Origin of the sequence: Shimia sp. (assembly GCF_022448905.1) — a bacterium.
Classification (GTDB): Bacteria; Pseudomonadota; Alphaproteobacteria; order Rhodobacterales; family Rhodobacteraceae; genus Shimia.
In genome coordinates this window covers 1-6,540 of the sequence record NZ_JAKVCW010000031.1, presented here as the reverse complement: position 1 = coordinate 6,540, position 6,540 = coordinate 1, and the positions used below count along the sequence as shown (strand labels likewise).

The following is a 6,540-nucleotide window of genomic DNA, read 5'->3' as shown; positions in this document are numbered from 1 at the left end:
AACACTCTCTTAGTTCACGCCGCTTTTGGTTCCAAAAACTTTGACGACGGACAGTATAGAGCAAGCGTCACTGTGGCTTCTTGTTGTTTGACCCAGTCGTTGATCGCAATCTGATGACGGATACCCAGAAGGCTGGTTGACTCATCCAAGAAAAAGACCCGAGGGCTTTGCGCCAGTACGCGCGCAATGCTCACACGTTGGTTTTCGCCAACGGATAGTGCGTTGAACAGCTTGTGCTTGTTTTAGGATCTGACGCGCCTAACCTCGCTATCGCATTCTATGACATGCCGGATTTGAGCTGGTCCGAAGGGAAAAGGAGTTTTGATTTAAGACGCGAGGGCGCTTTATAGACTGAACGCGTGTCTTTTTGAGGTGGAAAGAGGCCCGATGAAACCTCATGCCGATGTGCCTCCTGTCGAGCTATCGCTCCAAAACTGTGCTCTGCGCAATGTACAAAGGAGCACCTCTTATTACCTGCTCGCAAAAAGAGCATGTCAATACAAATCTATATATTGACGATGGCCCCATCTCGCACTCTATATAGTGTTGCTTCGGTTCCTTCGATTCTGATCGAAGGCTAAGAGGGAAGCCGGTTAAATTCCGGCACTGCCCCCGCAACTGTAAGCGGTGAGCAAGGTTGATCACGCCACTGAAAGCTTGGCTTTCGGGAAGGCCAGCCAAGCTGAGATCCGCGAGTCAGGAGACCTGCCGTCCGCATGGAAAAGACCACGAACGGAGGGTTCGGGGGCGTGCAATGGGTCTGGCCCGGCACTGCGTCCTCGACTTTGACAACAGAAAGAGGACAGATGAGCATCATCGTTTATTCCAAACCCGCTTGCGTACAATGCACTGCCACCACCCGTGCGCTGGATGCAAAGGGCATCAGCTATGACGTGGTGGATTTGACCGAAGACACCACCGCGCTGACCCGCGTGACTGAGATGGGCTATCGCCAAGCACCGGTAGTGGAAGCCAACGGAGAGCATTGGTCTGGGTTCCGTCCGGACAGGATTGCCCGCTTGGCCTCCTAAAGTGGCGGGCCGATCTCCGGCACTTGTCTATTTCTCATCCGCTTCTGGCAACACGCATCGCTTTGTAACGCGGCTCGGTTTGGCTGCGTCACGTATCGCGGTTGAGCCGGATGCGCCGCTGCCGGTGGTGGATGCGCCTTTTGTTTTGGTGTGTCCGACCTATGCGGATGGCCAAGGCCGAGGCGCGGTGCCCAAACAGGTGATCCGGTTTCTCAATGACCCGGCGCGGCGCAGACACATTTGCGGCGTGATCGGTACAGGCAATCGAAACTTCGGTGCGACCTACGCGCTTGCGGGTCGCATCATCTCAGAAAAATGCAACGTGCCGCTGCTTTATACCTTGGAGCTGGCAGGCACTGACACGGATATCGCCCGCGTGACAGACGGGCTGCAAAAATTGGGGGACAACCTATGCTCGACAGTGAGCTGAGCACTTTGGATTATCACGCGCTGAACGCGATGCTGAACCTTTATGACGGGGATGGCAAAATCCGCTTTGACGCGGACCGCATGGCGGCGCGGCAGTATTTCCTGCAGCACGTCAACCAAAATACGGTGTTTTTCCACTCATTAGATGAAAAGCTCGGCTACCTCGTGAGCGAAGGTTACTATGAAGAGGCCGTGCTGGATCAGTACTCCAAGAACTTCATGCGCAAGATTTGGGATGAAGCTTATGCGAAGAAGTTCCGCTTCCCCACTTTCCTTGGCGCGTTCAAGTATTATACCTCTTACACACTCAAAACTCGGGATGGGCAGCGGTTCCTGGAGCGCTATGAAGACCGTGTTGTGATGACTGCCCTGACGCTGGCGCGCGGTGATGAAGATCTCGCGATGTCCTTTATGGAGGAAATCCTTGAAGGCCGTTTCCAGCCCGCGACACCCACCTTCCTCAACGCCGGCAAAGCCTCGCGTGGGGAGCTGATTTCCTGCTTCCTGCTGCGTCTGGAAGACAACATGGAAAGCATCGGACGTGGCATCAACTCCGCGCTGCAGCTGTCTAAGCGTGGCGGCGGTGTGGCGCTTTTGCTGACCAACATCCGCGAACATGGCGCGCCGATCAAAGGCATCGAAAACCAATCCTCTGGTGTGATCCCGGTGATGAAGCTGCTCGAAGACAGCTTCTCCTATGCCAACCAGCTCGGCGCACGTCAGGGCGCCGGCGCGGTATATCTGAACGCGCATCACCCTGACATCATGCGGTTTCTGGACACCAAGCGTGAAAATGCGGACGAGAAAATCCGCATCAAAACCCTGTCGCTTGGCGTGGTGATCCCGGACATCACCTTTGAGTTGGCCAAGAAAAACGCCGACATGTATCTGTTCTCTCCGCATGACGTGGAGAAGGTCTATGGTGTGCCCTTCTCGGAAATCTCGGTCACCGAAAAATATGAGGAAATGGTCGACGACAAGCGCATTCGCAAATCCAAAGTCAATGCGCGCGAGTTCTTCCAGACCATCGCCGAAATTCAGTTTGAAAGCGGCTACCCCTATGTGATGTTTGAGGACACCGTGAACCGGATGAACCCGATTGCGGGCCGCATCAACATGTCCAACCTCTGTTCCGAAATCCTGCAGGTGAATGAGGCGTCTGAGTTCAATGATGATCTTGGCTATGCCAAAATGGGCAGCGATATCTCCTGTAACCTTGGCTCTCTGAACATCGCCAAAACCATGGATGGCAACGACCTTGGCCGCACCGTTGGGGCTGCGATCCGTGCGCTGACCGCGGTGTCGGAAATGTCGGCCATCGATTCTGTGCCATCCGTGCGCAAAGGCAATGATGACAGCCATGCGATTGGCCTGGGGCAGATGAACCTGCACGGCTATCTCGCGCGTGAGCGGGTGCACTATGGCAGCGCCGAGGGCGTGGAGTTCACGTCGGTCTATTTTGCCGCCGTGGCCTATCACGCGATCCGCACGTCCTGTGACCTCGCCCAGGAGCGCGGCGCAAGCTTCAAAGGCTTTGAGGCGTCCGATTATGCTTCCGGTGCCTTCTTTGACAAATACACCACCCGCGACTGGTTACCCGAAAGTGAAACCGTCAAATCGCTGTTTGACGGCGTTGACCTGCCGACCCGCGCCGATTGGGAAGCGCTGAAGGCGGACGTGATGAAACACGGTCTCTTCAACCGCAACCTTCAGGCCGTGCCGCCAACCGGCTCGATCTCCTACATCAACAACTCGACCTCCTCGATCCACCCAATCGTGTCCAAGGTCGAAATCCGCAAAGAAGGCAAAATCGGCCGCGTTTACTACCCGGCCGCCTATATGGACAACGACAACCTAGACTACTACCGCGATGCCTATGAGATTGGTCCGGAAGCGCTGATCGACACCTATGCGGCGGCCACTGAACATGTGGATCAGGGCCTGTCGCTGACGCTGTTCTTCCCAGCAGAGGCAACCACCCGCGACATCAACCGCGCGCAAATCTATGCGTGGAAAAAAGGCATCAAAACAATCTACTACGTGCGCCTGCGCCAGGATGCCCTTGAGGGCACAGAGGTTCAGGGCTGCGTTTCCTGCTCGCTGTGATCGGAGAGAGACCATGAAAGATATGCTAGACACCAAGATCACCCGCGCGATCAACTGGAACCGAATGGACGACGACAAAGACCTTGAGGTCTGGAACCGACTGACGGTCAACTTCTGGCTGCCCGAGAAAGTGCCGCTGTCCAACGACATTCCAAGCTGGGCAACCCTGACGGACCATGAGAAGCAATTGACCATCCGCGTCTTCACCGGCTTGACGTTGCTCGACACGATCCAGAACACCGTAGGTGCACCGTCGCTGATGCCCGACGCGGTGACGCCGCACGAGGAGGCTGTGCTGACGAACATCGCTTTTATGGAAGCCGTCCATGCGCGTAGTTATTCGTCGATTTTCTCGACGTTGTGCTCGACCAAAGAGATCGACGAAGCCTTTCGCTGGTCCGAAGAAAACCCGCACCTGCAAGCCAAGGCGCGCTCCATTTTGGACACCTACGCGCCGGGCAATGACCCGCTGAAACGCAAGATCGCCAGTGTGTTTCTGGAGAGCTTCCTGTTCTATTCGGGATTTTATCTGCCGATGTACTGGTCCAGCCGCGCAAAGCTAACCAACACCGCGGACCTGATCCGTCTGATCATTCGGGATGAGGCGGTGCATGGCTACTATATTGGATATAAGTTCCAGCGCGGCTACGAGAAACTGTCTGAAGACAAACAGCAAGAGTTGAAAGACTACGCCTTCAACCTGATGTTTGAGCTGTACGGCATCGAAAACGAATATACCGAAGAGCTTTATGACGGCATCGGACTGACCGAGGATGTGAAAGTCTTCTTGCACTACAACGCGAACAAAGCCCTGCAAAACCTCGGCTTTGAGGCACTCTTCCCACCAGAAGTGTCGGAGGTGAACCCCGCGATCCTTGCCGCGCTCAGCCCGGACAGCGAGAACCACGACTTCTTCTCTGGGTCTGGTTCGTCCTATGTGATTGGCAAGGCCGTGGCGACCGAAGACGAAGACTGGGACTTTTGATGGCCCGAGACACGCTGACTATTGTGCGAGAATGGCATGAGGCGTTCGGGGTGCCGGTTGAGGCCGCCCCAACGATCCCGCAATCTCGGGCGCAAATGCGGCTGGCGATCCTCGAAGAAGAGGTTGCTGAGCTGCGCGCGGCGGTTGAAGCAGGTGATATGGTCGAAACCCTCGATGCGCTTTGCGACATCCAATACGTGTTGGATGGCACCTTCCTCGAATTTGGCCTGCACGGCGTAAATCAGGACGCCTTGGAAGAGGTGCATGCTTCCAACATGTCCAAACTTGGCGCGGATGGAAGGCCAGTGCTGCGAGAAGATGGCAAGGTATTGAAGGGGCCGGATTTCCGACCACCAGATTTGCAGAAGTTTCTGCCGCGTACATAAAAACAGGGGCCGTCGCTTCGGCCCCTTTCTTGTTTTCAAACGTCGACCGAGACTTTGCCGATCGGGTTTGAACAGCAGGCGAGAATATTGCCAGCCTCAATATCATCCTCGGATATCCCGCCATTGTGCACCATGTGCACCGCTCCGGGTGTCTTGTTGACCTTGCAGGTGCCGCACACCCCAAAGGTACAGCCTGAAGGGATGTTTAAACCTGCAGCGCGGGCAGCAATCAGCACGGTGTCGGTTTCCGCCACTTTGGTCGCAACGGCTGATGTGGCAAAGTGGATTTCTGCCACCGCGTCATCATCGGGGACAACGTCCTCCAGCGCGGGTTGTTCCGCGACGCTTTCCACAGGCGCGCCGAAGCTTTCCTGATGATAGCGATCCATGTCAAAGCCGAGACCAGCCAAGGCCTCTCGCACAGCGGTCATAAATGGTTCAGGGCCGCAGCAATACACCTCCCGCTCCAGATAGTCCGGCGCCATCAGACCGAGCATCAGCTGATTGAACAGGCCCTGATAACCGGTCCATGGACGATAGGGATCGGGTTCTTCCACAACAAACTTTAGATCTAGCCCCGGTGAACGGCTTGCCATCTGTTCCAATCGCTGACGGAATATGATCTCAGACGGACGTTTGGCGCAGTTGATGAAAACACTGTCCAAATCGCGCCCTTCGTTGCACATGCAAGTGGTCATCGACATCATCGGGTTGATGTCCGACCCTGCCGACAGAAACAGATATTTGTCGGATGTGCTTTGAGCGTTGGTGAAAAGCCCCGCCGGACCAATCGTCCGTAGCCGCATGCCAGGCTTGAGGTTGTCCAGCATCCAGCGCGTGCCAATGCTGTCGGCCTGCGCCTTGGCGGTAATGGTGATGGATCTGGGCCGTGACGGCGCGGATCTGATCGTATAGGTGCGGTGCACCACGCCGGCAGGCTGATCCGGTGTCGGGATTTCCAGTGTAAGGAATTGACCCGGATCGTAGGAAAAGAGTGCACCGGAAGGCGCGCGGAAGGTGAAGCTGGCGGTGTCGGCCATTTCGGGCACCACCGCCACTCATTCCAGCATCTCTCCATCATCCCGGATCGTGAGGGTAATTGCGGGGGTGAGTTCATTCATAGCAGTCACTCCGCGGCCAATACATCAGGGGACAAGCGCGCACCTAGTGTCAGGACTCATCACCAGTAGATGACATCTGCTGCCAGCGCGAAGGTTGAGAGGAAGACTTCTGGGCATCTGTCATCGCGTGTTGCGACGCGGCGCCAGTCCTTCAACCTGCCGAACATTTTCTCGATGCGCTTGCGTCGTTTGTAGTGGCGCTTGTCGTATTTCACGACCTTCTTGCTTTGCTTTCGATCTGGGATATAGGAGCGTATCCCTTTGTCACTCCACCGCTTCCAACGGTTGTAGAGGGTCTTGTGCGGGCCATACTCCTTAGGTGCGTCCCGCCACCTTAAGCCGTTGCGATTGATGCAGATAATCCCGCTCAGAACCGTCTTGTCAACGACGCGAGGTTTGCCGTGGAATTTGTGAAAGTAAGGTTCAAAACTGTCCGTCGTCAGAGTTTTTGGAACCAATGAGGGCCTAAAGTAAGAGAGAGT

The 6,540-nt window shown here is 55.7% G+C and carries 8 protein-coding genes and 1 riboswitch; of the genes, 5 read left to right on the top strand and 3 right to left on the bottom strand.

The window, feature by feature from the left end:
• Positions 1 to 14: 14 nt before the first annotated feature.
• Positions 15 to 230, bottom strand: a complete 216-nt coding sequence (locus tag MK208_RS20960) for an ATP-binding cassette domain-containing protein (RefSeq protein WP_294119701.1) — start codon at positions 228 to 230, stop codon at positions 15 to 17.
• A 305-nt stretch (positions 231 to 535) separates the two neighbouring features.
• Positions 536 to 728: riboswitch (cobalamin riboswitch) on the top strand.
• A 78-nt stretch (positions 729 to 806) separates the two neighbouring features.
• On the opposite strand from MK208_RS20960, the gene nrdH reads away from it, so the two are divergent.
• Genes nrdH through MK208_RS20935 form a run of 5 tightly spaced genes read left to right on the top strand, consistent with a single transcriptional unit; the run spans position 807 to position 4,937 of the window.
• The gene (gene nrdH, locus MK208_RS20955; protein WP_294119699.1) at positions 807 to 1,031 is read left to right on the top strand and encodes a glutaredoxin-like protein NrdH; all 225 of its coding nucleotides are present in this window, start codon (positions 807 to 809) and stop codon (positions 1,029 to 1,031) included.
• Between the two features lies 1 nt (position 1,032).
• Positions 1,033 to 1,461 (top strand): class Ib ribonucleoside-diphosphate reductase assembly flavoprotein NrdI, encoded by a 429-nt coding sequence (gene nrdI, locus MK208_RS20950; RefSeq protein WP_294119697.1) that lies wholly within the window; start codon positions 1,033 to 1,035, stop codon positions 1,459 to 1,461.
• Complete coding sequence (gene nrdE / locus MK208_RS20945; RefSeq protein WP_294119696.1) at positions 1,443 to 3,566, top strand: class 1b ribonucleoside-diphosphate reductase subunit alpha; 2,124 nt, start codon at positions 1,443 to 1,445, stop codon at positions 3,564 to 3,566. Before nrdI ends, nrdE begins: the two co-directional genes overlap by 19 nt.
• Before the next feature lie 13 nt (positions 3,567 to 3,579).
• Positions 3,580 to 4,551, top strand: coding sequence for a class 1b ribonucleoside-diphosphate reductase subunit beta (nrdF, locus tag MK208_RS20940; RefSeq protein WP_294119695.1), 972 nt, complete (start codon positions 3,580 to 3,582; stop codon positions 4,549 to 4,551).
• Entirely contained in the window at positions 4,551 to 4,937 is a 387-nt protein-coding gene (locus MK208_RS20935; protein ID WP_294119694.1) for a nucleoside triphosphate pyrophosphohydrolase family protein, read from the top strand. Before nrdF ends, MK208_RS20935 begins: the two co-directional genes overlap by 1 nt.
• A gap of 35 nt (positions 4,938 to 4,972) precedes the next feature.
• On the opposite strand, the gene MK208_RS20930 is transcribed toward MK208_RS20935, so the two are convergent.
• The gene (locus MK208_RS20930; RefSeq protein WP_294119693.1) at positions 4,973 to 5,995 is read right to left on the bottom strand and encodes a hybrid-cluster NAD(P)-dependent oxidoreductase; all 1,023 of its coding nucleotides are present in this window, start codon (positions 5,993 to 5,995) and stop codon (positions 4,973 to 4,975) included.
• Between the two features lie 122 nt (positions 5,996 to 6,117).
• Positions 6,118 to 6,516 (bottom strand): transposase, encoded by a 399-nt coding sequence (locus tag MK208_RS20925; RefSeq protein ID WP_294119700.1) that lies wholly within the window; start codon positions 6,514 to 6,516, stop codon positions 6,118 to 6,120.
• Positions 6,517 to 6,540 lie beyond the last annotated feature (24 nt).

Excerpts from the sequence above, each read along its gene's own strand:
- MK208_RS20935 (WP_294119694.1), top strand. The coding sequence starts at position 4,551 with ATGGCCCGAGACACGCTGACTATTGTGCGAGAATGGCATGAGGCGTTC.
- nrdF (WP_294119695.1), top strand. The coding sequence starts at position 3,580 with ATGAAAGATATGCTAGACACCAAGATCACCCGCGCGATCAACTGGAAC.
- nrdE (WP_294119696.1), top strand. The coding sequence starts at position 1,443 with ATGCTCGACAGTGAGCTGAGCACTTTGGATTATCACGCGCTGAACGCG.
- nrdH (WP_294119699.1), top strand. The coding sequence starts at position 807 with ATGAGCATCATCGTTTATTCCAAACCCGCTTGCGTACAATGCACTGCC.